The 22,086-nt window shown below is 61.6% G+C and carries 21 protein-coding genes and 2 pseudogenes; 12 read left to right on the top strand and 11 right to left on the bottom strand.

Translation table 11 applies throughout. The annotated features are described in order from the left end of the window. Nucleotides 1-2: 2 nt before the first annotated feature. Together AYM40_RS27860 and mmsB are read left to right on the top strand one after the other, a co-directional pair. The gene (locus tag AYM40_RS27860) at nt 3-1,520 is read left to right on the top strand and encodes a CoA-acylating methylmalonate-semialdehyde dehydrogenase (protein ID WP_063499344.1); all 1,518 of its coding nucleotides are present in this window, start codon (nt 3-5) and stop codon (nt 1,518-1,520) included. Between the two features lie 37 nt (nt 1,521-1,557). Continuing rightward, nucleotides 1,558-2,499 carry a 3-hydroxyisobutyrate dehydrogenase gene (mmsB, locus tag AYM40_RS27855; RefSeq protein ID WP_063500747.1) on the top strand — a complete coding sequence of 314 codons (942 nt, stop codon included), beginning with the start codon at nt 1,558-1,560 and terminating at the stop codon, nt 2,497-2,499. A gap of 92 nt (nt 2,500-2,591) precedes the next feature. On the opposite strand, the pseudogene AYM40_RS27850 reads toward mmsB, so the two are convergent. From AYM40_RS27850 to AYM40_RS27835, 4 genes and pseudogenes are all read right to left on the bottom strand, one after another. After that, nucleotides 2,592-3,418, bottom strand: a pseudogene (locus tag AYM40_RS27850) (siderophore-interacting protein). Nucleotides 3,419-3,500: 82 nt separating this feature from the next. After that, nucleotides 3,501-4,232, bottom strand: a complete 732-nt coding sequence (locus AYM40_RS27845) for a PadR family transcriptional regulator (protein WP_063499343.1) — start codon at nt 4,230-4,232, stop codon at nt 3,501-3,503. Nucleotides 4,233-4,585: 353 nt separating this feature from the next. Continuing rightward, a complete protein-coding gene (locus AYM40_RS27840) occupies nt 4,586-5,722 on the bottom strand; it encodes an MFS transporter (RefSeq protein ID WP_063499342.1) in 1,137 nt (378 codons plus the stop codon). Nucleotides 5,723-5,755: 33 nt separating this feature from the next. After that, nucleotides 5,756-6,538, bottom strand: a complete 783-nt coding sequence (locus tag AYM40_RS27835) for a DeoR/GlpR family DNA-binding transcription regulator (RefSeq protein WP_063499341.1) — start codon at nt 6,536-6,538, stop codon at nt 5,756-5,758. Nucleotides 6,539-6,839: 301 nt separating this feature from the next. On the opposite strand from AYM40_RS27835, the gene AYM40_RS27830 reads away from it, so the two are divergent. Together AYM40_RS27830 and AYM40_RS43300 are read left to right on the top strand one after the other, a co-directional pair. Further along, nucleotides 6,840-7,130, top strand: a complete 291-nt coding sequence (locus AYM40_RS27830) for a XapX domain-containing protein (protein WP_063499340.1) — start codon at nt 6,840-6,842, stop codon at nt 7,128-7,130. Then, nucleotides 7,127-7,252, top strand: coding sequence for a hypothetical protein (locus tag AYM40_RS43300; RefSeq protein WP_256390507.1), 126 nt, complete (start codon nt 7,127-7,129; stop codon nt 7,250-7,252). Before AYM40_RS27830 ends, AYM40_RS43300 begins: the two co-directional genes overlap by 4 nt. Before the next feature lie 82 nt (nt 7,253-7,334). On the opposite strand, the gene AYM40_RS27825 is transcribed toward AYM40_RS43300, so the two are convergent. Continuing rightward, the gene (locus AYM40_RS27825) at nt 7,335-8,666 is read right to left on the bottom strand and encodes a hypothetical protein (RefSeq protein WP_148662317.1); all 1,332 of its coding nucleotides are present in this window, start codon (nt 8,664-8,666) and stop codon (nt 7,335-7,337) included. Between the two features lie 296 nt (nt 8,667-8,962). Here AYM40_RS27825 and AYM40_RS27820 point away from each other — a divergent pair, with 296 nt between their 5' ends. Then, nucleotides 8,963-9,208, top strand: coding sequence for a Na+/H+ antiporter NhaA (locus tag AYM40_RS27820; protein ID WP_063499338.1), 246 nt, complete (start codon nt 8,963-8,965; stop codon nt 9,206-9,208). 372 nt (nt 9,209-9,580) lie between these two features. Here AYM40_RS27820 and AYM40_RS27815 read toward each other — a convergent pair whose 3' ends face one another. From AYM40_RS27815 to AYM40_RS27805, 3 genes are read right to left on the bottom strand one after another with little or no spacing between them, the layout of a single operon-like run. Continuing rightward, nucleotides 9,581-10,138 (bottom strand): isochorismatase family protein, encoded by a 558-nt coding sequence (locus tag AYM40_RS27815; protein WP_063499337.1) that lies wholly within the window; start codon nt 10,136-10,138, stop codon nt 9,581-9,583. Nucleotides 10,139-10,175: 37 nt separating this feature from the next. Continuing rightward, nucleotides 10,176-11,561: an MFS transporter gene (locus tag AYM40_RS27810; RefSeq protein ID WP_063499336.1), complete on the bottom strand. Its 1,386-nt coding sequence runs from the start codon at nt 11,559-11,561 to the stop codon at nt 10,176-10,178. Nucleotides 11,562-11,564: 3 nt separating this feature from the next. After that, a complete protein-coding gene (locus AYM40_RS27805) occupies nt 11,565-11,999 on the bottom strand; it encodes a MarR family winged helix-turn-helix transcriptional regulator (RefSeq protein ID WP_063499335.1) in 435 nt (144 codons plus the stop codon). 31 nt (nt 12,000-12,030) lie between these two features. On the opposite strand from AYM40_RS27805, the gene AYM40_RS42770 reads away from it, so the two are divergent. Next, nucleotides 12,031-12,369, top strand: a complete 339-nt coding sequence (locus tag AYM40_RS42770; RefSeq protein WP_236721106.1) for a group II intron maturase-specific domain-containing protein — start codon at nt 12,031-12,033, stop codon at nt 12,367-12,369. A gap of 1,387 nt (nt 12,370-13,756) precedes the next feature. Here the strand turns inward: AYM40_RS42770 and AYM40_RS27795 are convergent. Further along, on the bottom strand, nt 13,757-14,140 hold the full coding sequence (locus AYM40_RS27795) for a hypothetical protein (protein WP_063499333.1): 384 nt from the start codon (nt 14,138-14,140) through the stop codon (nt 13,757-13,759). 242 nt (nt 14,141-14,382) lie between these two features. On the opposite strand from AYM40_RS27795, the gene AYM40_RS27785 reads away from it, so the two are divergent. The 4 genes and pseudogenes from AYM40_RS27785 (at nt 14,383) to AYM40_RS27770 (ending at nt 16,860) form a co-directional block, all read left to right on the top strand. Then, nucleotides 14,383-14,835: an Hsp20/alpha crystallin family protein gene (locus AYM40_RS27785; RefSeq protein WP_063499331.1), complete on the top strand. Its 453-nt coding sequence runs from the start codon at nt 14,383-14,385 to the stop codon at nt 14,833-14,835. A gap of 24 nt (nt 14,836-14,859) precedes the next feature. Then, nucleotides 14,860-15,267 (top strand): Hsp20/alpha crystallin family protein, encoded by a 408-nt coding sequence (locus AYM40_RS27780; RefSeq protein ID WP_063499330.1) that lies wholly within the window; start codon nt 14,860-14,862, stop codon nt 15,265-15,267. Between the two features lie 411 nt (nt 15,268-15,678). Beyond that, nucleotides 15,679-15,989 (top strand): annotated as a pseudogene (locus tag AYM40_RS27775) (Hsp20/alpha crystallin family protein); the annotation flags it as partial. A 100-nt stretch (nt 15,990-16,089) separates the two neighbouring features. Continuing rightward, nucleotides 16,090-16,860 carry an SDR family oxidoreductase gene (locus tag AYM40_RS27770; RefSeq protein ID WP_063499329.1) on the top strand — a complete coding sequence of 257 codons (771 nt, stop codon included), beginning with the start codon at nt 16,090-16,092 and terminating at the stop codon, nt 16,858-16,860. A 186-nt stretch (nt 16,861-17,046) separates the two neighbouring features. Here AYM40_RS27770 and AYM40_RS27765 read toward each other — a convergent pair whose 3' ends face one another. Together AYM40_RS27765 and AYM40_RS27760 are read right to left on the bottom strand one after the other, a co-directional pair. Beyond that, complete coding sequence (locus AYM40_RS27765; protein WP_063499328.1) at nt 17,047-17,961, bottom strand: glutaminase; 915 nt, start codon at nt 17,959-17,961, stop codon at nt 17,047-17,049. A gap of 113 nt (nt 17,962-18,074) precedes the next feature. Beyond that, nucleotides 18,075-19,652: a DHA2 family efflux MFS transporter permease subunit gene (locus AYM40_RS27760; protein ID WP_063499327.1), complete on the bottom strand. Its 1,578-nt coding sequence runs from the start codon at nt 19,650-19,652 to the stop codon at nt 18,075-18,077. Nucleotides 19,653-20,063: 411 nt separating this feature from the next. Here AYM40_RS27760 and AYM40_RS27755 point away from each other — a divergent pair, with 411 nt between their 5' ends. Both AYM40_RS27755 and AYM40_RS27750 read left to right on the top strand, forming a co-directional pair. Further along, the gene (locus AYM40_RS27755; RefSeq protein WP_063499326.1) at nt 20,064-20,723 is read left to right on the top strand and encodes an alpha/beta hydrolase; all 660 of its coding nucleotides are present in this window, start codon (nt 20,064-20,066) and stop codon (nt 20,721-20,723) included. A gap of 191 nt (nt 20,724-20,914) precedes the next feature. After that, nucleotides 20,915-21,967, top strand: a complete 1,053-nt coding sequence (locus AYM40_RS27750; RefSeq protein ID WP_063499325.1) for a rod shape-determining protein — start codon at nt 20,915-20,917, stop codon at nt 21,965-21,967. Nucleotides 21,968-22,086 lie beyond the last annotated feature (119 nt).

Raw genomic sequence — 22,086 nt, 5'->3', positions numbered from 1 at the left:
GCATGAGCGCAATTGCTTCGAACCATCCCGCCACCGTCAAGCTGCTGATCAACGGCGAGTTCGTCGAATCCAAAACCACCGAATGGCGCGACATCGTCAACCCGGCGACGCAAGAGGTGCTCGCACGCGTACCGTTCGCCACCGCCGATGAAGTGAGCGAAGCGATCCGCTCGGCGCACGCCGCATTCAAGACGTGGAAGGACACACCGATCGGCGCGCGCATGCGCATCATGCTGAAGTTCCAGGCACTGATTCGCGAGCATTCGCCGCGCATCGCCAAGACCTTGAGCGCCGAGCAGGGCAAGACGATTCCCGACGCGGAAGGCGATATTTTCCGCGGACTCGAAGTGGTCGAACACGCCTGCTCGATCGGTACCTTGCAGCAGGGTGAATTCGCCGAGAACGTGGCGGGTGGCGTCGATACCTACACGCTGCGTCAGCCGATCGGCGTATGCGCCGGCATCACGCCATTCAATTTTCCCGCGATGATTCCGTTGTGGATGTTCCCGATGGCGATCGTCTGCGGCAATACGTTCGTGCTGAAGCCTTCCGAGCAGGATCCGTTGTCGACCATGCAACTGGTCGAACTGGCGCTCGAAGCCGGTGTGCCGAAGGGTGTGCTGAATGTCGTGCACGGCGGCAAGGACGTGGTCGATGCGCTCTGCACGCACGATCTGGTGAAAGCGATTTCCTTCGTCGGTTCGACGGCGGTCGGCACGCATGTTTATCGCCTCGGCAGCGAACACGGCAAGCGCGTGCAATCGATGATGGGTGCAAAGAATCATGCTGTGGTGCTGCCCGATGCGAATCGCGAGCAGACCTTGAATGCGCTGGCTGGCGCAGGTTTCGGCGCGGCGGGACAGCGTTGCATGGCGACTTCGGTGGTCGTGCTGGTCGGCGCGGCGCAGCAATGGCTGCCCGATCTGGTCGCGAAGGCGAAGACGCTGAAGGTCAACGCGGGCAATGAGCCGAATACGGACATTGGCCCGGTAGTCTCACGTGCCGCGAAGCAGCGCATTCTCGGCCTGATCGAAACGGGCGTGAAAGAGGGCGCCACGCTGGCGCTCGACGGCCGCGACGTGACGGTGCCGGGTTACGAGCAAGGCAATTTCATCGGCCCGACGGTGTTCACCGATGTCACCACCGAAATGGAGATCTACCGTCAGGAAATCTTCGGCCCGGTGCTGGTGGTGCTGAATGCCGCGACGCTCGATGACGCGATCGCGCTCGTCAACCGCAATCCGTTCGGCAACGGCGTGGGCCTCTTCACGCAAAGCGGCGCGGCGGCACGCAAATTCCAGAGCGAGATCGATATCGGCCAGGTCGGCATCAACATTCCGATTCCCGTGCCGGTGCCGTTTTTCAGCTTTACCGGCTCGCGCGGCTCGAAACTCGGCGACCTCGGGCCGTACGGCAAACAGGTCGTGCAGTTCTACACGCAGACCAAAACCGTCACCGCCCGCTGGTTCGACGACGACACCGTCAACGACGGCGTCAACACGACCATCAGCCTGCGCTGAGCCCTCGAGTCTATTGCTTTGCATGGGAAATGACATCATGAAAATAGGCTTTATCGGACTCGGCAACATGGGCGCGCCGATGGCGCTCAACCTGCTCAAGGCGGGCCACGCGGTCAACGTATTCGACCTCAGCGCGCAAGTTGTGCAAGCGCTGGTCGATGCAGGCGCCAAAGCGGCAGGTTCCCCGAAAGCGGCGGTGACCGACGTCGAATGTGTGATCACGATGCTGCCGGCAGCCGCACACGTGCGCAGCGTGCTGAGCGCGGATGACGGCGTATTCGCCGGCATCGCGAAAGGCGTGACGATCATCGATTCGAGCACCATCGATCCGGCAAGCGTGAAGGCGTTTGCTGAACTGGCCGTGCAACACGGCAACACCTTCGTCGACGCACCCGTCTCGGGCGGCACCGGCGGCGCGGCGGCGGGCACGCTGACCTTCATGGTCGGCGGCAGCGCGGATGCGTATGAGCAGGTCAAGCCGGTGTTGTCGGCGATGGGCAAGAACATCGTGCATTGCGGCGACACCGGCACCGGTCAGGTCGCCAAGATCTGCAATAACCTGGTGCTCGGCATCACGATGGCAGGCGTGGCCGAGGCAATGTCATTGGGCGAGGCGCTTGGCATCGACTCGAAAGTGCTGGGCGGCATCATCAATACCTCGACGGGCCGCTGCTGGAGTTCGGACACGTATAACCCGATGCCTGGCGTGATCGAGACCGCGCCGTCGACGCGCGGCTATACCGGTGGCTTTGGCACCGATCTGATGTTAAAGGACCTGGGCCTCGCCACCGACGCCGCGAAATTCGCGCGTCAACCGGTGTATCTCGGCGCGCTGGCGCAGCAGCTCTATCAAACGATGAGCACGAAGGGCGCGGGACGTCTGGACTTCTCGGCGGTGATCAAGCTCTATCGCAAGGACGGCAAGGACGGCAAGGACGGCAAGGACGGCAAGGACGGCAAGGACGGAGACGCGTCATGATCGAACGGAGGTAGTGGTGCATCCGGAATCTGTGTTCTCGCACATTTAACTCGTCCAACGTACGCTGTTCATTACGCGCATGCTGTGGACAGTCAGTCGTCGAGCGTTTCGTGTACCGCCTCGGCACCCTGTCTCCAGTAGCTGGCCGCGCGAATGCGCGACTTGTCGACGCCACGTTCCGTGCACAGGTGGTAGCGCACCGCACGCATCGTCGCGGATTCGCCGGCAGCCCACACGTAGCCTTCACCGTTTCCGGCAAGTAGATTTCGCGTACCGCTTGCAGCAAGGCCTCGCCGCGGTAGCCCGATTCGCTGCGATGACGCCAGATGATATGCAGTTCGGCCCGCGTCGCGAACTCGATCTGTGCGGACGGATCGGCCACTTCGATCACCGCCGCGACGCGTGTGCCGGCAGGCAACTCTTCAAGGCGGCGGGCAATGGCCGGCAACGCGGTATCGTCGCCGATCAGCAGATGCCAGTCGAAGCCGGTCGGTATCACCAGCGAGCCGCGCGGGCCGCCAATGCCGAGATACTGGCCCACTTTGGCTTGCGCCGCCCACGTTGCAGCCGGGCCGGCCTCGTGCATGGCGAACTCGATGTCCAGTTCGCGCGCGTCAGCGTCGAAGCGGCGCGGGGTGAAGTCTCGGGCGGTCGGCCGCGGCAGGCCGGCGGGAAACACGGGACCGTCAGAGCCGGCTTCCGGCAGCACGGGTTGGTCGGCGCCGGGTTCGGGGAAGAACACTTTGATGTGATCGTCGAACGAAGCGGAGACGAAGTCCTGCAGATCGTCACCCGTGAAGGTGACGCGAATCAGATGCGGGGTCAGCGCGTGCACCGCTTTGACCTGCAACAGACGGAACTTCAGCGGATGCCGCACGCGATGGACCGCCAGATCGGCCCGGTTGTCTTTTGTCAGCATAAGGGTGCCACTCCTGTTGGTTTGATCGGCGCGCGAAGGCGCACATGGGCACCTTCGAACGCAAGTGTCGAATGGCGCGATCTCAAGCGGTTGGTTCGCTGCTGCCTTCGTCGCTGCCGGGATTGCCTTCGCCTTCGATTTCATGTGCCGCGCGCATCAGGATCGCGGCGATGCGGCGCTGTTCGGCGGCCGGCGCGTTGTCGCGGCGCAGGAGCGCATGTTTCAGCGTGCGGCGCGCTTCGTTCAGTTCCGGCAGCCAGCCGCCTTCGCTGATGTCGGCCGGCTCCTCGCCGGCAAACGCGCGGCGCACGGAATCCATCTTGCGGGCGATATGCGCCAGTTTGGCGAGCATCAATTCGACGCGGTCGCGGTTGGCGGCCAGGTACTCGCGGCCCGCTTCCGATAGTTCGTAACGCTTACGGTTGCCTTGGAGCTGCACGGTCACGTAGCCGAGTTCTTCCAGATACGTGAGCGCCGGATAGACCATGCCGGGGCTCGGGCTATAGAAACCGTTTGAGCGCGTTTCGAGCGCCTTGATCAGCTCGTAGCCGTGGCTCGGCTGCGCGTCGATCATCGAGAGCAGCAGCAATTGCAGATCGTCGGAGCTGAATTTGCGGCCGCGCGGAAAACCGTCGCCGTCGCCCCCGAAGCCGCCGGGGCCGCCGCCACCGAAGTGCCCGCCACGGCCGCCGCCGCGATGCTCCTGATGGCGGCCGATCGCGTGCCAAAGTGCATGCAAAGACGGGCGGCCATGTCCTGCGAAGAAACCTTCGTCCGCGCCCCGCGAACGGGAGAAACGATGTTGATGTCGCATCTTGGGTGCTCGTATTGTGTCTTAAGATGTATCGTAAGATATATATCTAAAGATAGTTTGTCAAACTTATTTTTGCACTGTTCCAGTCACAAGGGACCGCATGGCCTGCGCCGCGCATCGAGATGATCGATGGCTTGAATTCAGGGTGGATCGATTTCAAAGACGGCGTGAACGAGCGGGTGGTCGGCGGCACCGCTTATCGGACGGTGTTGGCGGAGTGGGGCGAGCGTGCGGGCTGAGACGCAGCGCGGTGGAGACGAGGACATGGCACGCGGAAGCTTCCCGGGCGAACTGGAAAACGCCGCAGGACATCAAGGATCAGTGTGCGTTAGCGAGTTTCATTGTTCATCCCCTCAGGATCGGGTTGCCGTGATGAGGCGAGCGCAACACGGGACGAGACAGAGCAAGACAGCCAATAACCAGAACGCACCTTGCAGACCGACACCCTTGGCGACGAAACCCACGCCCGCCGGGCCGACAAGATTCCCCGCATAACCGGTAGTCGTGATGGCTGCCACAGCGAGTGCGGATGGCATGGCTTTTTGTGAACCCGCGCGGCGAAACAGTATGGGCACGATATTCGATGCGCCGAGGCCAATCAGCAGGAAGCCGGCCATCGCAATCGCGCTCATCGGCGCAGTCAGCAGAATCACAAAGCCGGCGGTCGCGAGCAGCCCGCCCCAGAACATCGTGGGCCGATCTCCGACGCGTGCCGTAATCGCGTCCCCTCCTAATCGTCCGGCAGTCATTGCAATGGAGAAAAGCATATAGCCCAGTCCACCCTGGGTGGCGACGACCAGTCCCTTGTCCGTGATGAGCAGCGCGCTCCAGTCAAGTAGCGCACCTTCGGTAAGAAATGTGATCGCGGCGAGACCGGCGAGCAGCAGCACAATGCCTCGTGGTGTGACGAACAGGGGGCCGTCATTCGTCTGGAGCGTCTTGAGCAGCCGCGGCTGTGCAATGGCGATTGCGGTGAGCATCAGTGCGGCACATATCGATGTGCTCGCGAGCGTCCCGATGCGCATCGAAAGCAAAAAGGTCATCAAAGTGGATCCGGCGAATCCACCGACACTGAATAGCGCATGAAACCCCGACATCAAAGGTCGGGCCGCCGCGCATTCAACTTCGACCGCGTGGACATTCATCGCGACATCGAGCGAACCGAGCGAGGCGCCAAAAGCGAACAAGGCGAGTCCCAGTGCGAACGGTGTGCTGACAATTGTCAGCAGCGGCAGGATCGCGGCTAGCCCGAGTCCTCCGGCGACAATGATCGGCTTGCTGCCGTATCGCGCGCTGAGTGCGCCTGTCACCGCCATCGCGACGACCGAACCCAGGCCAATGCAAAGTAGCAGCATGCCGAGCGCGCCGTCATCAACGCCAAGTCGTTGCTTGGCAAACGGCACGAGCGGCGCCCAGCATGCGACACCCAATCCCGCCACGAGAAAGGCAAGGCGGGTTGCGAGCCGGGTTGCCGGCTGGTCAGAAGACATCTCGCTTTACTCCAGGATGAATCGGGCGCGCGCTCACTGGCTCGCGGGAGGCTCGGCCTTCAAAACCGAACGGCCGGCTTTTGACAAGGCCGCATGCTCTGCGCGTGGCATGTCGTGTTCGACGATGAGGTAGTCGATCACCTTGATCATTGCCACCCGGTGAGGCGCGCGGGCGGTGAGCTTGTCTGTCGTTGCAAGCACGACACTTTGCGCGCTTGCATCGAGGACGGCGCGTTTGAATGCCGCGTCGGCGATACCGAATGCGCTGATGCCGCCCTTTGGCGATATTGCGCAGGTACCGATGAAGCATCGGTCGACATTCAATTGCGCGACGTTCTGAACAGCGTTCGCATCGACACATCCGCCCACTGCGGGGTCGACCGCCCCGCCGATCATGATGAGGTGCAGATCGGATCGCCGAAGCACGGCAGCAGCGATATCAATGGAATTGGTCGCCACGGTGAGTTCGTAGTCTTCGGGCAACAGCCCGACGAGTGCAAGATTGGTGCTGCCGCTATCAAGGAACAGGAGTTCGCCGCGCTGAATCAGGACCACGGCTGCGCGAGCCAATGCCGCCTTTCGCTCGCGCGCTTCGTCCATTCGGGCCGCCATTGGTGCCGACGCGGGCGTAATGGGCAGCGCGCCCCCGTAGACCCGGCGGCAGCGGCCTTCGGCCGCCAGCGCCCGGAGGTCGCGACGTATCGCGTCTTCGGAAACCTTGAATTCGACAGCGAGCGTAGCCGCCACTACCGGCTGGCCTTGCGCGAGCCGGTTCGCGATCTCGTCGCGTCGAGCGAGGGGGATTTCGTCATTCATGTTCGCACCTTATCATGCACAAACAAGAATGTAAACGTGCATAAACGTGCAAAGTGGGCGGCGATAAGCTACGCGCGATCTCTGTGTTACGGACGTGGAAATTTTCTAATCTTGATTCATGCCTGGTTCGGGTACCGGCGGCAGGCTGAAAAGGCCGACTCCAACCCTGGCTGTCTGCCCGGTGGACGCCGATTTTCGTGACCGGTTTAACTTGCAGTCGTGCTGGCGTGTCGATTCGCCGTCCCGTTCAATCACCTGCGCCCGCTCGCCATTCCGGGTGCAACCTCAAGGGGTTAAGCCAATGAAAGCCTATATCTTCTCCCTGCTCGCCGGCGTGCTGGTCGGTGTGATCTACAGCCTGATTCATGTGCGCTCGCCAGCACCGCCGCTCGTCGCGCTCGTAGGGCTGCTCGGCATTCTCGCGGGTGAACAGATCATTCCAGTAGGCAAACAGATGCTCTCCGGAAGCGGCTTTCACGCGGCATGGCAACAGTCGAAGTGCACTCAGCATATGTTTGGCTCGCTGCCAGGTCGCAATGCAGGCGATACGGCGCGTGTCACCGCGGCGAACTTACCGGAGAAGCGCTCATGAACAGCTCCACGACGACTGCTCCTGATCCGATTCTTCATCATGGCCGCTTCACGACGCTCGACAGAGGTAAGCCGCAAGCGAGCGCGGTTGCGATCCGGGGCGGTGTCTTCGCCGCGGTCTAGCCGCCGTCCGGCGGTCAATGTGTTTCGTCAGGTATCGTCGCCTGTCTGCATCTGGCGGTGGGCGTTTCTGGCGAGGCAGGCATTAATCGTCGTCCTCCTCATGCTGACGATGTTTCCAGCCTTTGTGCCAGCTATTGTCGTGCCATTGACGGCGGTCCCTGTAGTCGCCCTCATATCCGTGGCTGTAGGCGACGGGCGCTTGCGCGTACACGACGGGAGGCTCCTGATATACGACTGGGGGTCCCTCGTATACGACGGGAGCCGCTTCAAAGACGACGGTTGGCGGCGCTTCATACACGGGAACGTGCCGCGCCGAACGAAGGCGATCCCGCGTGGCGAAATCGCCCGCACGACCAGGCCGCCCCGTAGCAAACTGCGGTGCAGCGAAATCCCGGGAAGGCGCAGCGCCGTGATCGAACGGAGCAGAAGGTGCGTGCCGGGCGATCTCGGCATGGGAAACCGCAGTTCCGCGCGAAGAAGCCGACGATGATGGCGCGCCACGACCGGGCGAAGACGTCCGTCGCTTTGGCGGTGCCGATCGGGTGATGCCGAGTGCCTGCCGCACGTTCGTCATAAAGTGCGACGCCCAATTCCCGCGATTCTGGGGCGCGCCGTTGCCCGCTTTGTCCGGCCGCCCTGTAGCTGGCCGCGGTGCGGCAGAAGCCCGGGAAGGTGCCGCGCGGCGTTCGAACGAAGTGGAAACCGTAGGCGGGGCGAGTTCGGTACGGGCGATTGCGGTTGCGCGAGCAGGAGGTGCGGTTGATGGCGCGACCGGACCGGACGAAGACACTTGTTGCGTCGGCGATGCCGGTCCGGTTATCCCGGGCACCGGCTGTGTGCTCGCCTTCGATTCGAGGTAGGCGTTACGATCATGGTTGGGCCAGGCATCATACGTGACGGCACCCACGACTCCGAAGGCCAATGCGCTTGCCGACGCAACCCAAAGCTCGGGGCGTCCGAACCGCGTAGGCGGTGCACCCGCTACTGGATCAACCGCAAGATCGGCGCCCACAGCCAGGCTACCCGCGCCCAGATGCAGCAACCCCGGCTGTCCGGACACGGCGCCAGCCCTCGACTCATTTCGTCTGATCTTTCGATAGACTTTGCTCACGCTTGTGTGCAGCCAAGGGAACCGCCTGAAGAGAATGATGAGCGAAACGATCGCGCACATCAGCGTGTTGGCCAGATTCATCCAGAACATCCCATTCGGAATTCCCCGGCTCATTTCGAGGAGCATGAGTGCGAACGTGCCATTGCTGAGAGCCCAGCTTCCCCAACTGAGCAGACTGTGGCTGCGCACGTCTGCTTCCCTCGCGAGGAGTTTGCCGATGGTCGGAAGGTACGTCAGGATGCGCACCCCATTCCAGAACAGGAACATCGCGCTAAGTGCCCTGATGTAGAGTTCGTGAGACATCTCGACTCCCTTGCCATGCATGGCGGGCGGGCTCCGGTCACTACGATCATCCGCATCGGCTCGTCGCCAGCATGGAGTTAGGCATGAAATGCATGCCGACACCGCGTCCGGCCGCCCGTCCGGTGGTCCGATTTGTCGGCTGCGTGGGTGGCAACGTTTTCATAGCCCACTGGCTCATGATAGAAAACGTATCGCAACATCGCTGCTCTCCGTCTTCTATCGCCTATGGAAGTGCTGAACAAGCCGGTGAATCCGGGACGTCGCGGTGAGTGCGGCCCAGATACCTTCACGAGTTCATGCGCCGACAACGGACGGGCATCGTGATCGACAACGCGATTCGCGAGGCGGCCGGTGGGATCTCCGACTTCCTCAGACTGGAATCGGCGGGCAGACTGCTGCTCATGGCCACCGAAGTACTCGCGTTGGTCTGCAGCAACTCGCCGCTTCGACACGCGTACGATGATCTCCTGAAGATCCCAGTGGAGGTGCGCTTTGGATCGTTAGCCGTCGCGAAGCCGCTGCTGTACAGCGCGTCGTCGTAGTCGTAGCGCGCCACCCTCGTTCCGCTGAACGCGTCTGGGGTGTGCACACGATCGACGCGGATTAGCGCGCCTTTTACTGCCCAATTGAATCCCGCGTTGGGTGACGGGAAAAAATAGTCCAACGTGTCTCGGAATCCTGTGCCCACACCCACGGAAACCCAAGCGGTTTTCGCGTCAAAACAAGTGAAAATCCGGGCATCAACCAGCCACTTCCAGCCGCTCGCTCGAATGCCGAGATTGACGCTAAGCGTCAGGTTTAATCGGAATCCAGACCCTCACTGCAGGCCATCTGAACGCCTCAACCGGCGCTCGAAATTTCTCGCCGCACAGAAATCGCTTGGGCGGCAATTCTGGTTCTTGTCTTCCTTGCCGTCAGTGGTTTGTATTCAGGGACGACAACACCTCATTTGTGGTCGTGGTTTCACCGAGACGCGGGAAGATTTTCTCGACGCTGTGCTGATGCGAAACGGGGTCCAGGTCCGTCATGGCGTCCGTCACAAGAGCGACGTGGTATCCGTGTTCATGCGCATAACGGGCTGTCGATTCGACGCCGATGCTGGTTGCGATCCCGCACACGAATACCTGCGTGACGTTCAGATTCTTGAGATGCTCGTCAAGGCCCGTGCCGTGGAATGCTCCCCACCGCATCTTCGTAACTTTGTGATCGCGCGGGTGTTCCTTGAGTTCCGGGACGAGATCGGCCCAATCGGCGGGAGGATCGAAATGATGAGACTGGTCGGTTCGCCCAGGTGCGCCCCCTGCGACATTCACGAGCACGACCGGGAAACCGCGATCACGAAAGGCGTCAGCAAGTTGAGCTGCCTTGCTGGTAATTTCATTGGTCGGATGCGCGAGTGGGAGGCTGACGATTCCCTTTTGCAGATCGATCACGATAAGCGCCGGTTGCTTGTCCAACTGAGAAAGCGGCATGGGGAACTCCCTGGTTAAAGTCAAACGGTGAGATGGATCATTCCAACGATCCCTTGGGAAGGGTCCAGTCGAAAAATGTAAAGATCAGCAGGAAGGCGGAGACGCAGCCCATCACGATAGCCAATGCATGAATGCCGCTGTCACTCGGTTTGTGCCCGAAGACGATTCCGAGCAGGCTGGCAGCAAAAATGGCGCCGACATACGCAAAGGTTCGCTGTAATCCGGCTGCCGTTCCAATCTTTGCAGCGGGTGCCTGAACATAGATCGCTGTCTGCGTAGCTGTCGATGTCATGCCCATGGGTATGCCGAAGAACATCGCAGCCGCCGCCACGAACCAGATGGGGCTATCGCCGTGAATGAAGGTTAGGCAGGCACATCCGATAAGACCACCGACTGCACTAGTAACGAACGGCAACTTGAGACCCTTGGTTCGCGCGGCCAGCAGCGAACAAATGCCCGCGAGTATCGACATCGGCAATGTGATCAGGCCAGCCGCGCTCGCAGAATAATGAGCACTGCTTTCCAGCCATTGAGCGAAACCATACAGAACGCAGTAGGAAATCATGAGGAACAGCATGATTCGCAGATACGTGATGGTCAGCGGCAGGTTCTTTGCCAGCATGCGCACATCGACAAAGGGCTGGCTGCGTTTCAGGGAGTGAATGACGACGCCGATCCAGAATGCAGCGGATGCTGGTAGCGTCCACCACAGTGGATGGTCAAGATTCATCAAGAAGGTCATCAGCAATATCAACGCTACGCTGAATAGCGCGACACCCGGCAGATCGACCTCCTGAACAAGACGCGAGAAGCTTGCCGTGCGAGGATCGTCTTTGGGCACCCAGAGCGTCACCAGGCAGGCCGTCAGGAAAGCCAGCGGAACATTGATTGTGAAGATCGCATGCCAACCGAACGAGCCTGTCAGGAGACCACCCAGCAGCGGTCCGAAGGCGGTGGTCGCTATGCCAGCGAAAGACAACGCCCCCATCGCCACACGAGGTGGCGCCATCCCGTGGCGATCGCCCTGGGATCGGAAGATGCGCATGGCCGACGGATAGGCGCCCGAAGTTCCCACGCCAAGCAAAACGCGAGAGAGCACCAATACCGCTAGTGAAGGAGCGAGCGCACCGACGATACCCGCAATGGCGACCAGTGCGAGGGAGATCAGGTAAACGCGGCGCGGACCGAACAGGTCGGCTAGCCGTCCCATCGTCGGCTGCGCAATCGCGCTCGTCAGATAAAGTCCGGCGATCAACCATCCCTTCTGTGCCACGCTCGCACTGAACGCCACGGCGATGGGCGCAAGCGCAGTGGAGATCATCGTCGAGTTAACCGGATTGAGCGTCGATCCGAGCGCAAGCGGCGTCACGAAACGAAAGCCAAAATGCGATGATCGTTGTGTTTCGGGCAAGGGGGCGTCCATAGCCTACAGATCCCCGAGGTGCCGAATGATGTCCACCGCTTCGACGAGCGTTTTTTGCTCGGCAGGAGAAAGCTGCGAGATCGCGGCCAACAGCCAATCGCGTTTGGCCAGACTCACTTTCTTTCGCGCATCCCTCCCTTCGTCAGTCAAGGCATACAGAATCTGGCGGCCGTCTGTCGGATGCGGCTGACGCTCGACTAATCCTTCTGCTTCCATCGCTGCAAGCGTTCCGCCCATTGTTTGCGGCTTCACTGCTTCGGCGCGCGCGAGGTCTGCTGTCGTCATCGAGCCGACTTCCTCCAGCCGGGCCATGATTGCGACCTGGGACCACGTAAGTTCGCGTGTATTGGATACCGCTCGCAGCCGGCGAGTCAGTTGGCCCGTGACGGACAACAGTTCCGTAACGGCACTTTCGAGGGCTTTTTGGTTCGTGTCCATGAGGCACTAGCCTACATATTGGAAGAATAACTTGCAAGTTATTCTTCTATATTTTGCCTCTATGCCGGATGCTTTGGATGTGTTCCTTGCTTACTATGGGACGATTTCCGCGATTGAGTGGCCGCTTTCGAGCAAGCCGGAAGACCGCTTCGGGTGGGTGAATTACTTCGCCGTTGGACATTCGAGCGAGTGCTTCAGCTTCCTCAAAGACTGGGTAGAAAAGAAAATCAGGCGCCACATGGGACGCTCCCGGAATCGACGCGGCTTCGGCTGGAAGCGGTGGAGTAGGCGTTGGCTGTATGAGGAACTGAAGCTGTTCAACGGCTATCGTGTTCGTCGTGCTGCCGCACCGAAAGCGCGCCCAGCATGATAGGTCCCATAAATCTTGACATGAAGCAGACAGGAGAGCGTAGTGCCGGAAACCGGCCCGCTGCGTTCGACGTGGCGGGAGCTGGAAACGTGACCATGGTTGCCGGATTGCGGGCCATCGCGAAAGCGGTGGAATCACCACCGGCGCCTATCGGTGCGCGCGCCAGTTCTCGACCCTACCGATGAGCGGGGTGTGGAAACGGAGTTAGGGCGAGGTTACTCGGGCACCGCCAGACGAAAGGGGCGGCAACAGACAAACCGAACCTACTGCAACCGCGAGAGGGTAGCCCCACTGCCTCTCGACAGCAGGGCCCCCGAAGAACCGTGCATGCGACTTTCGCCGCACACGGCTCGCGCACAGCATGAAACGTCACACTGACGCCGGTCTTGTCAATCTGCACAAGCCCTTCGCACGCGTCACCTCGTCGATTCATCTCATTGCTGAGACGAGGGCGCTGAACCGCAAACAGCCGGTCTCTCTCAAGCTGCCCCACGGCGAATCTAAAAAGTGGACCTGCGACAGCTGCACCACACGGAAGTCTGCACCCTTTCAGGTCGAGGCAAATCTTGAACCTCTATGCAGCCCGTTACAGGCCGCCATTCGCTTTCTCCGCGTTCTCACACCCGCTTCGTCAACAGCGCTCCTCACGGTTTGCCTGCCTTGATGGCTGTGTTCCGGAATCAAGGCGATGAATCGGGCTTACCACGTTCCCAGTCTTGCCGATTCGATTGTTCCCGAATCTATCCGTTTAGCGCCCGCCTCTTCCTCGGTAGCGATGATGACGACGTGCACCCAATGTGGAAGGGAGCAACCTGCTACGCACCGTTTGGTCAGGGCCTGACAGCAGCTTTGGCCCATCAGTCGTGACGAGGTTTATCGGCAGTTCACTTAAGTTGCGCATGCGGAACTTGCCTCGTCCCTATACCGCGTCGCTGCTCGCAGTGTCGGTTCCTTGTCACCAAGGTGGACCGTCCGTCGGAAGGGTACTTTGTCCCCGGAGCTTCACACCCGACGGTCTCCCGTCGCGCATGTCCAGGTAGGCAACTGTTGGTCGTACAACAGGTCACGGCTTCAACCTCCAAACTTCGACTGCTGAATGTGACAAGGCAAAACAGAGCTTTACCATCTACAGCATGCCGCATAACGCGCGGCTGACGGCGACACGTGTCGCACCCACATCTCGACTCTACCAGAGGCGGTTCACAGCACAGGCAGCCAGCCTTCCCGTTCTTATGAATCGCGTTCTCCGGGCTTTGGCGTGATAAGCGCTACGCTCGCCATGAACAGGATTTTCATTTTGGGTCCCCTGTTTGCTGATGATCCAGGGTGTAGCCTCTGACCTGTTTCGGGGAGGCGGCCCCTGCGGCTGGGCGCAATCGCCCGACGATCACTGGATTGGCGGCACCACGCCCAGTTTCTCGGCCAGCATGCGCTCATACACGCCGAAGTGCAGGTCGACTTCCTCCTGACTTACTGTCGTCACGGTGATGTTCACCTGATCCGGCTGCAGGCCGAGTACCAGCGCAATCGCCGCTTCCAGTTGCGGCGCACAAACGCGGTCTTCGATAAGTGTCGTGCCCACGGCGATATCGTAGGTCTGTTCGTGCTGGAAGACGATCTCGACCAGCCGCGCGCGGGCGCTCATGTTGTTGTCGATCGTGAGGCGCACAACCTCCGTCACGCTACGCATCAACTCCGTCGGAAAGCCTCTGGCCGAGCGCAGCCGCACGCGGTGTCTGCCAAGCGTGAGCCAGTCCGAATCGAATTCCATGGTGTCCTCCGGTTCCGTTGCCATGCACCGCGATAATAGGATTTGGCAGGCGATTTTCAAGACCGGAATTTCACCACCGCCCCTTGAATTTTTCTCCGTAGGTCCTATCTTTTATTTCGCTCAGGCAGATGCGCCGGTCATGACCGGTGCACTGCGTGTTTCGATTTGTTTGCCAGCGGCCTGGCAGGCGGACTGGAGCGCGTAGGCCCGTTCGCCTCCTCGCTGCATCGAAGGAGGATACGATGAGTGATCTCTTTTCCGGAACCGACCTGTTCAGTGAGTTTGACCGTCTGCAGCGGCAGATGGACAACCTGTTTGGCGGCTTCCCGTCCAGCATCCGTTCGGGCCGCTTCGGGGCCTTTCCACAACTCAACATCGGTACCACCGAGGACTCGATCGAAATCGTCGCGTTCGCGCCCGGTCTGAAGCTGGCCGAGCTCGACGTGTCGATCGACAAGGGCCTGCTGACCATCAGCGGTGAGCGCAGGCCGGCCCAGACCGGGAACGATGACAAAACCCGCGACGACACCCGCACCTATGCACAGGAGCGCTTCACCGGCAGTTTCCGGCGCGTGATCGAGCTGCCGCAGAATGCTGACCCCGACAAGGTGCAGGCGCGCTACACCAACGGCTGTCTGTCGATCACCGTCGGCAAGCGCGAAGCGTCGAAGCCACGGGCCATTACCGTCCAGTAACGCCAGTTATTCGAGGAGCAAGCCATGAACGACAGGACACAGGTTGCTGAACGCGACCAGAAAGCAGTAGCGCGACGCGAGGGCGACCAGCCGGCACGACGGATGACGCTTACACCGGCCGTCGACGTGTTCGAGGACAGCCAGGGCATCACGCTGTGGGCTGACCTGCCAGGCGTCACGAAGGACAAACTCGACGTGAAGGTGCACGACGGCAATCTCTATATCGAGGCCGAAGCGGTCGTGCCAACGCCGGCCGGTCTGCGGCTGCAGCACGCCGAGATCCGGGAACCGCATTTCGCGCGCGCGTTCTCACTGAGCCCTGACTTCGACACATCGAAGATCGATGCGAACCTGCAGGACGGCGTGCTGAAACTGACGATTCCGCGTCGCGACGAAGCACGCCCGCGCCGGATCGAAGTGCAGACGAACTGAGCCCGGCAGAGCCGCAACGACGAGAGGAGAAAAACCGATGGCGGCCGCGAGGTCCGCCATCGTCCGTTCGTGGAGGTGTGGATACAGAACGTCACGGAAGAAGGGTGATGCGGATAAACGATCAGCATATGGGCCGTGCCGGTGCGTCAGTTCGCAAGCGGCCCGGCCCTCGCTGATGGTGGCTATATCGGCTTGGTCACGAGCAGGAGCGATGCCCGTCTGCTTGCCGACTGGCATCTGCCGCGTCACACCCGGGCGGTAGACGCAGCGCGACGTCCCGCCGCACGCCGTCAGTCTGACTGCAGACGGCGTGTCCACGGACGTCGGCAGAAAGGTGGCAGTGTGAACGCAATGATGCACATCCGGTTCTCCCGTCAGACCATCGAGGAGCATACCATCGAGGAGCATACGATGAACACCGACCTGAAAAAGTGGAACCCTTTCAAATTTCTCCGCGGTTCAGGACGCAAGCCCGAGGCGGACAGTGCGCAAAGCCCGCCCGACAGCGAACCGTCACGTGTTCCGTGGCCTGACATTCGCGACTTTTCCCCCGTGATTCGCGGCGTGCGATGGAGGATTTCTTTCATGATCCGTTCGCGGCGCGCGGCGCGCTCGAACGATGGTTTGGCGACTTCACTTCATCGCGTTTCCAGCCGCGCATCGACGTGGTTGACGAGGGAAAGATACTGCGCGTGACCGTCGAACTGCCCGGCATGGAGCGCCGAGCCAAACATCGGGATTCGCCATAGCCAGACACGAGGGAGGCGCGGTCGCTGGTGTCCATCGGATCGCGCGGTTTCGGAACCACCGGGAGGAGCGGCTGTGAAGAAAGAGCAACAGGTTGCACTTGTGACGAATGCGTCGGACTATGCCGGCCCGCCTGCCGTAGCAGCACTGCTGGATGCGGGATTTCGCGTGCTTGCCCACGATGATTCCTTCGTGGACGACATCGCGTGGGAGCACTTTTCGAACGCGAATGGCAGTGTCGAGCGGGTGAGCGGCAAAAATGTTGAGCTGCTGGTCGAAGCCGCATGGGCCGTCACGGGGCGGGTTGATGCCATTGTCAGTAACGACCACTTTCCCGCTATCCATCGGCCCACTGTGGATGCATCATTGGACGACCTGCGGCAGACGCTAGAAAAGCTGGTAGTCCGCCCTTTCGCTTTGGTAAAGGCGGCCATCCCGCGCATGAGACAGCAGGGCGGCGGAAACCTTGTATTAGTGACATCGTGCAGGACGAAACTGCCGATGCATGGAGGCGCCATCCCTGATGCTGCGAGGGATGCCGCGAATGCATTGGCTCGATCGTTTTCCGTCGAACTTGCGCCACTTAACATTGCCGTCAACGCGGTGGCACCGAACTTCCTGTATAGCGAGGCTTATTATCCACGCGCTGTCTTCGTAGACGAGCCGGAAGGCCGTGACTACGTCAGGACTTCGGTACCAGTGGGCCGGCTAGGCCGGCCGGAAGAGATCGGCGAACTGATCTGCTTTCTCGCATCGACACAGTCCCGGTTTCTGACTGGCGCTGTAATTGACTTTTCCGGCGGGTGGCCTGCTGCTGCGACGAGGCCCGGAACGACCGACGATTGAGTGCGGTTCGCGCAACGTGGCGCCGATCAATGACAGGCAGCGACCGGCCATGACCTGCCAGTCACCGCGCGGGAAAACTTGCCACTGGAACGTCTGCATTACTCCCGACTCCTGCCGGAGGAAATATTCGGCCTCAGTCACGCTAGCACACAGTCAATATCAACCGATGTCCTTCGTCCTGCGCGCTTAAAAAATCGACTGCCCGGTAAGCGTGGTCAACTGTTCCAATGCCCGGGCGCCGGCAAGGGAGTTTCCGTTTGCGTCGAGTCCAGGCGACCACACGCAGACCGCCATTTCCCCAGGCAACACCGCGACGATGCCGCCGCCGACGCCGCTCTTGGCTGGCAAGCCGACGCGAAAGACGAAGTCGCCCGCGGCGTCGTAGGTGCCGCAGGTCAGCATCAAGGCCGATAGACGCTTGGTCGAACTGCTGTCGAGGATGCGCTCCCCGGTTGACGGCACCACGCCGCCATTACTCAGAAATAGCGCCGCCTTCGCCAGCTCGACGCAACTCATCGAGATCGCGCATTGCCGGCAATACGCATCGACCACCGCGTGGACGGGCATTTCCATGTTGCCGAAGCTCGCCATGAAGTGCGCCATCGCCTGGTTGCGATCGGCGTGTTGCAGTTCTGACTGCGCGACCCGCGAATCGTAGTCGATCGTGACCTCGCCGGTCAGCCGCCGCATAAACTCCACCAGCGCGGTCTCGGCCCGCACGAAGCGGCGGCACAGCACGTCGGTGACGACCAGCGCCCCAGCATTGATAAACGGGTTGCGCGGCTTGCCATGCTCGCTTTCGAGTTGGACGAGCGAATTGAATGCGGTGCCCGACGGCTCTCGGCCGACGCGCTCCCACAATGCGTCACCGAGCAATTGGAATGCGAGCGTGCACGCGAATAGCTTCGAGATGCTCTGGATCGAGAAGCGCATTTGCGCGTCGCCGACCGAGAATACGCGGCCGTCGAGCATGACGACCGCCATGCCGAAGCGCTCGGCGGGCACCTTCGCGAGTTCGGGAATGTAATCGGCGACGCGGCCCGCGGTGCGCCACGGTTCGATGTCGCGATGAATCTGTTCGAGGATGGATGCGTAGTTCATTGGGCTCGGACCGTTGAAGCCGCGATTCTACTGGCAAGCCAGCAGACCGGACAGCACTTCGCCGACACGCCCGCACGCTATTGCCGCTGACGCAGCGCCGGGCAACACCGCAATCAGTGCGCGCCCGCCGCATCCGCTCCGCCGCCGCCCTTGGCCGGCTTCGTAATCCAGATCAGAGGAATGATCAGAACGAAAATGATCGCCGACACATAGAAGATGTCGTTCAGGCCCATCATCGCGGCTTGGGTGTTCACCGTAAAATCGAACAGTGCGTGCGCCGATTGCGGATTCAGCTGCAGCAGTGACTGGGTCGAATCGATCTGCTGGTTGAACACTGGGTTGTTCAGGCTAGCCTGCTCGGTGAGCCGTTCATGGTGCAGCACCGTGCGGTTATTCCATTCGTTGCCGGCGATCGACGTGCCCACCGCGCCGCAAAACACCCGCACGAAATTCGACAGACCAGCCGCCGCGGGAATTCTGTTGGGCGGCTGTCCGGACAGAATGATCGCCGTCAGCGGCACGAAGAACAGCGCCATCGGAATGCCTTGCAGCAGCGTGGGTAGCACGAGATGCCACGTGTCGATTTCGATCACGTAGTTCGAGCGCATATAAAACACGATCGCAAAGCCGATAAACGCGAGGGTCGCAATGATGCGTGCGTCCGAACGCGGCAGCACGCGGCCCATCACCGGCGCGAGCAGCACCGCAAAGACGCCGAGCGGCGCAGTAACGAGACCGGCGTCCACGGAGCGGTAGTTCAGATATTCCTGCATCCATTGCGGCAGCAGCACCAGGTTGCCGAAGAACACGCCGTACGCCACCGAAATCGCGATCGTGCCGCCGAGAAAATTGCGCTGCTGGAAGAGCCGCAAATCGACGATCGGATTCTCCTCGGTCAGCTCCCACACGAGGAAGAACGCGAAACCGATCAACGCGGTAACGCCGAGAATCACGATGACCGGCGACGAGAACCAGTCGAGGTCCTTACCCTTGTCGAGCATGATCTGCAGCGAAGCGACCCAGGTAACCAGCAGGCCTAGCCCGACCACGTCGATGGGGGGCTTGCGGGTGGCCGACTCGCGGGTGCGATAGATCATCCACGTGACGCCGGCCGCGAAAATGCCGACGGGGATGTTGATGTAGAAGATCCACGACCAACTGTAGCTATCCGTGATCCAGCCGCCGAGCGCAGGGCCCGCAATCGGGCCGACGGTGGCCGTCATGGCCCATAGCGAGAGCGCGGTCGACGATTTCTCCTTGGGATACGAGCCGAGCAGAATCGCTTGCGAGAGCGGAATCAGCGGGCCGGCCACCGCACCCTGGAACACCCGCGCGACCAGCAGGATCGGCAGCGTGGGCGCAACCCCGCATAACCACGAAGCCAGCACGAACATCAGAATCGCGCCGACGAACAGCTTGACCTGGCCGATGCGCTGCGTGAGCCAGCCGGTCAGCGGAATCGAGACGGCGTTGGCCGCGGCGAACACCGTGATGACCCACGTGCCTTCATCGACCGAGACCCCGAGGTTGCCCGAAATGGTTGGAATTGCAACGTTCGCGATTGACGTGTCGAGCACGTTCATGAAAGTGGCGAGCGCGACGGCGATCGTCGCCAGAACCAGTTTCCCGCCTTGTAACGGCGGCGGTGGTGCGGGCGGCGTGGCACCGGGAGCGGAAGAGGGCTGGCTCAAACGATTCTCCGGATTGCGATGCTACGGACGTTCCCTACGGTGGTTTATGCACTGCCCGGGCAATGAGCCGGGCGGTCGAGTGCTCGCAAAAGCATACCTGTATTCACGTTTTGGCGCCGTCGAGCCATGCAGGTCGGGCGGCGGAAACCAGTCCGGCAGCGTATGCTCCCGGCTGAGGCTGCATGGAGCTTCGCGAAGCGACGTGACGCCACGCAAGGCCACGCAGGCCACGCAGGCCACGCAAGGCCACGCAAGGCCACGCAAGGCCACGCAAGGCCACGCGGGGTATCGCGAGGCATCGCGACGGCTGCGCGAGCGAAGCTAAGTCAGGCGCCACGGAGGGCAGGGCGCTGCCGCGTGGTTGGCCGCGCGTGCGGAAACACGAACCGAGAGTAAAGAGAGGAGTGGAATATGGCTTGGGAGCAATTCGAACACGGCTGGCGGCGCGCGCCGGCAACAACGCCAGCCAAAGCATTGGTGGTGCTGATGCATGGCGTAGGCAGCAATGCGCGCGATCTGATGCCGCTCGCGGACATCTGGAGCGAGAGCTTGCCGGACGTGGCGTTCGCCTCGCTCGACGGCACTGAGGCCTTCGACGGCGGCTTCGGCGGGCGCCAGTGGTTCAGCCTGCGTGATGTCAACGAGGGCAATCGCGAGGCGCGTGTTGTTGCCGCCTATCCGGCGTTGCGACGCATGCTCGAGGCGGAACTGGCGTACCGGCAGCTTTCTTTCGATTGCCTTGCATTGGTCGGCTTCTCGCAAGGCTCGATCATGGCGATGCATCACGTGGCGACGAGCGCGGAAGGCGCTGCTGCCGTCGTCGCGTATTCGGGGCGGCTCGCGTCGGTGATCGTCGCGCGGAACGGTACACCGCTCACGCTAGTGCACGGCGAAGAAGACGGAGTGATCCCGGTGCAGGAACTGGAATACGCCGCGGATGCATTCAGCAACGCCGGCTATACGGTCGATGCCTACGCTTTGCCCGGCATCGGTCACACGATTAACGCGGACGGTGTCGAGCTCGGCAAGCAAGCCCTGGAGCGCGCGCTTGGGGCTTTGTCGCGCGGCTGACACGGCCCTGATTGAAAAGTGGCTCTAAAGATCCTGATCTGCTTGCCGTTAATCGCTCATAAGCATGAAAATCACCCTCGCCGCGCGGACCGCGCAACGCCCATCCGGGCGTGCCAAGCGGCTCGGGTGACCGGGGGCGCATTTTCCAGACTGCCCGGCAAGGGCGGATAACGATACATCAGAGCCTTCCTATGGCCAGACCGACGCCGCATTACCCGCTTTTCGATCGACTGTTCCGCCATTCCGTGGCGGTGGACCTCGGCACGGCCAATACCCTCATCTATACCGACAACGGCGGCATCGTGCTGAACGAGCCGTCCGTCGTGGCTTTCCAGAAAGAATCCGCCGCCGGGCAAAAACGCGTGGCGGCAGTGGGCACCGAAGCGCGCCAGCTGCTCGGCCGCGCGCCGGTCAACGTCGAAGCCGTGCGGCCGATGCGGCACGGCGTGATCGCCAATTTTCCAGCTGCCGAGCAGATGATCCGGCAATTCGTCGACATGGCCCGCCCGCGGCCGCTGTTCAGCCGGCGCGCCGCGTTCACCGTGTGCGTGCCGGCGGGCGCCACCCAGGTCGAGCGTCGCGCGATCAAGGAAGCCGCGGTGGCGGCCGGCGCGTGGAAGGTCAGTCTGATCGGCGAATCGCTGGCGTCGGCGGTCGGTGCGGGCCTGCCGGTATCTGAGGCGATCGGCTCAATGGTGGTCGACATCGGCGGCGGCGCGACCGAAGTCGGCGTGATCTCGCTCGGCGGCCTCGCCTATAGCGGCTCGATTCGCGTGGGCGGCGACAGTTTCGACATGGCGATCGTCAGTTACGTGCGCAACCTGTATGGCGTGCTGCTCGGCGAGCAAACCGCCGAACATGTCAAGAAGGGCATCGGTTCGGCCCTGCGCGACGTGCCGGTCGAGCATATGAACGCGACCGGGCGCAGCGTCGACGACGGCTTGCCGCGCACGGTTCAGTTGAGCAACCACGATATTGCCGATGCGATCGAGGGCCCGCTGCGTCAGGTGATCGGCGCCGTGAAGCGCGCGCTTGAAACGGCGCCGGCCGAACTGGTGACCGATATCGCGCACAGCGGCATCGTGCTGACCGGCGGCGGCGCGCTGCTCGGCAATCTGGGCCGCCGCCTGACCAATGAACTCGGCCTCGAGGTCCACGTCGCGGACGAACCGCTCACATGCGCCGTGCGTGGCGCGGGCGCGGCGGCTGCCGCCGGTTTGTTCGACGACGGCGTCTACGAATGATCTGATGCGGGACGTTTTCGCATCCCCGTCCTTTATCGCGCGGCGCTATCCGCGGTACGTGCGCACGGCATGAATCTCGCGCATCCGGCAGCGTTCAATCGCCAGGTCGACGAGTTCAT

It is taken from the genome of Paraburkholderia phytofirmans OLGA172, from assembly GCF_001634365.1.
Classification (GTDB): Bacteria; Pseudomonadota; Gammaproteobacteria; order Burkholderiales; family Burkholderiaceae; genus Paraburkholderia.
Note: the sequence above shows the minus strand (reverse complement) of the source record. Positions and strands in the feature narration are given on the sequence as shown.

Excerpts from the sequence above, each read along its gene's own strand:
- AYM40_RS27860 (WP_063499344.1), top strand. The coding sequence starts at position 3 with ATGAGCGCAATTGCTTCGAACCATCCCGCCACCGTCAAGCTGCTGATC.
- mmsB (WP_063500747.1), top strand. The coding sequence starts at position 1,558 with ATGAAAATAGGCTTTATCGGACTCGGCAACATGGGCGCGCCGATGGCG.
- AYM40_RS27845 (WP_063499343.1), bottom strand. The coding sequence starts at position 4,232 with ATGCGACATCAACATCGTTTCTCCCGTTCGCGGGGCGCGGACGAAGGT.
- AYM40_RS27840 (WP_063499342.1), bottom strand. The coding sequence starts at position 5,722 with ATGTCTTCTGACCAGCCGGCAACCCGGCTCGCAACCCGCCTTGCCTTT.
- AYM40_RS27835 (WP_063499341.1), bottom strand. The coding sequence starts at position 6,538 with ATGAATGACGAAATCCCCCTCGCTCGACGCGACGAGATCGCGAACCGG.
- AYM40_RS27830 (WP_063499340.1), top strand. The coding sequence starts at position 6,840 with ATGAAAGCCTATATCTTCTCCCTGCTCGCCGGCGTGCTGGTCGGTGTG.
- AYM40_RS43300 (WP_256390507.1), top strand. The coding sequence starts at position 7,127 with ATGAACAGCTCCACGACGACTGCTCCTGATCCGATTCTTCATCATGGC.
- AYM40_RS27825 (WP_148662317.1), bottom strand. The coding sequence starts at position 8,666 with ATGTCTCACGAACTCTACATCAGGGCACTTAGCGCGATGTTCCTGTTC.
- AYM40_RS27820 (WP_063499338.1), top strand. The coding sequence starts at position 8,963 with ATGCGCCGACAACGGACGGGCATCGTGATCGACAACGCGATTCGCGAG.
- AYM40_RS27815 (WP_063499337.1), bottom strand. The coding sequence starts at position 10,138 with ATGCCGCTTTCTCAGTTGGACAAGCAACCGGCGCTTATCGTGATCGAT.
- AYM40_RS27810 (WP_063499336.1), bottom strand. The coding sequence starts at position 11,561 with ATGGACGCCCCCTTGCCCGAAACACAACGATCATCGCATTTTGGCTTT.
- AYM40_RS27805 (WP_063499335.1), bottom strand. The coding sequence starts at position 11,999 with ATGGACACGAACCAAAAAGCCCTCGAAAGTGCCGTTACGGAACTGTTG.
- AYM40_RS27795 (WP_063499333.1), bottom strand. The coding sequence starts at position 14,140 with ATGGAATTCGATTCGGACTGGCTCACGCTTGGCAGACACCGCGTGCGG.
- AYM40_RS27785 (WP_063499331.1), top strand. The coding sequence starts at position 14,383 with ATGAGTGATCTCTTTTCCGGAACCGACCTGTTCAGTGAGTTTGACCGT.
- AYM40_RS27780 (WP_063499330.1), top strand. The coding sequence starts at position 14,860 with ATGAACGACAGGACACAGGTTGCTGAACGCGACCAGAAAGCAGTAGCG.
- AYM40_RS27765 (WP_063499328.1), bottom strand. The coding sequence starts at position 17,961 with ATGAACTACGCATCCATCCTCGAACAGATTCATCGCGACATCGAACCG.
- AYM40_RS27755 (WP_063499326.1), top strand. The coding sequence starts at position 20,064 with ATGGCTTGGGAGCAATTCGAACACGGCTGGCGGCGCGCGCCGGCAACA.
- AYM40_RS27750 (WP_063499325.1), top strand. The coding sequence starts at position 20,915 with ATGGCCAGACCGACGCCGCATTACCCGCTTTTCGATCGACTGTTCCGC.